The sequence below is a fragment of the Hyphomonas sp. CY54-11-8 genome (assembly GCF_000682735.1).
Lineage (GTDB): Bacteria > Pseudomonadota > Alphaproteobacteria > Caulobacterales > Hyphomonadaceae > Hyphomonas.
Map to the genome: position 1 here is coordinate 1 of NZ_AWFD01000029.1, position 600 is coordinate 600.

At 64.7% G+C, this 600-nt stretch carries 1 protein-coding gene; it reads left to right on the top strand.

All coding sequences use genetic code 11. The features are described from left to right. Window positions 1-578, top strand: a 578-nt coding sequence (locus HY17_RS20395) for a hypothetical protein (RefSeq protein ID WP_034767153.1), incomplete at its 5' end; no start/stop codon positions are given. Window positions 579-600 lie beyond the last annotated feature (22 nt).

Below are 600 nucleotides of genomic sequence, written 5' to 3' on the forward strand. Positions count from 1 at the left end.
TCCTCACCCATACCTGGAAGACCCTTGCCCGCGTCATCGCCGAAACCGGCGTGAATGCGGACCTGTTCAAGGCGCCGGAAACGGTTCCGAAAACGGTGAAGCGGCGCGTCTCGGCAGAGCTGAAGCGGCTCGGCGTGCTGCTCCGCCGTCTGATCTTCCTGATGACTTTTCGGGTGGAGTTGGCGCCAGTGACGCCGCGGCCTGGGTCGAACCATTTCGAGAAAGCGGAGGGCGAGACGCAGTCGAAGTACACCTTCTCGCTTGTCCCAACACAGGCAGACGAAACGCCGGACTTCCTACGCGGGCCGGTCACGGTCCCGGAGCGCGAGCCCAGCCTCGCTGCGTCCCTGATCGCCCGCTGGCAGGCCATGCTGGACACGCTGAAACATGCCAACCGCCGCGCCAAATGCCTGGCCCGCACGATCCAGCGCCGGAAAGCGAATGGCGAGCCGAAGCCCTACATCGTGCTCGTCCCCGGAACGCATGCCATGCACCGCGCCGTGGCCTTCGTCTCGGGCGGGCTCACCGTCCAGCTGATCGAGGCGCTGCGAGACTGGCCGGTACCCAATAGAGGTTGATCCCAGCCAAAATCAGGAATCT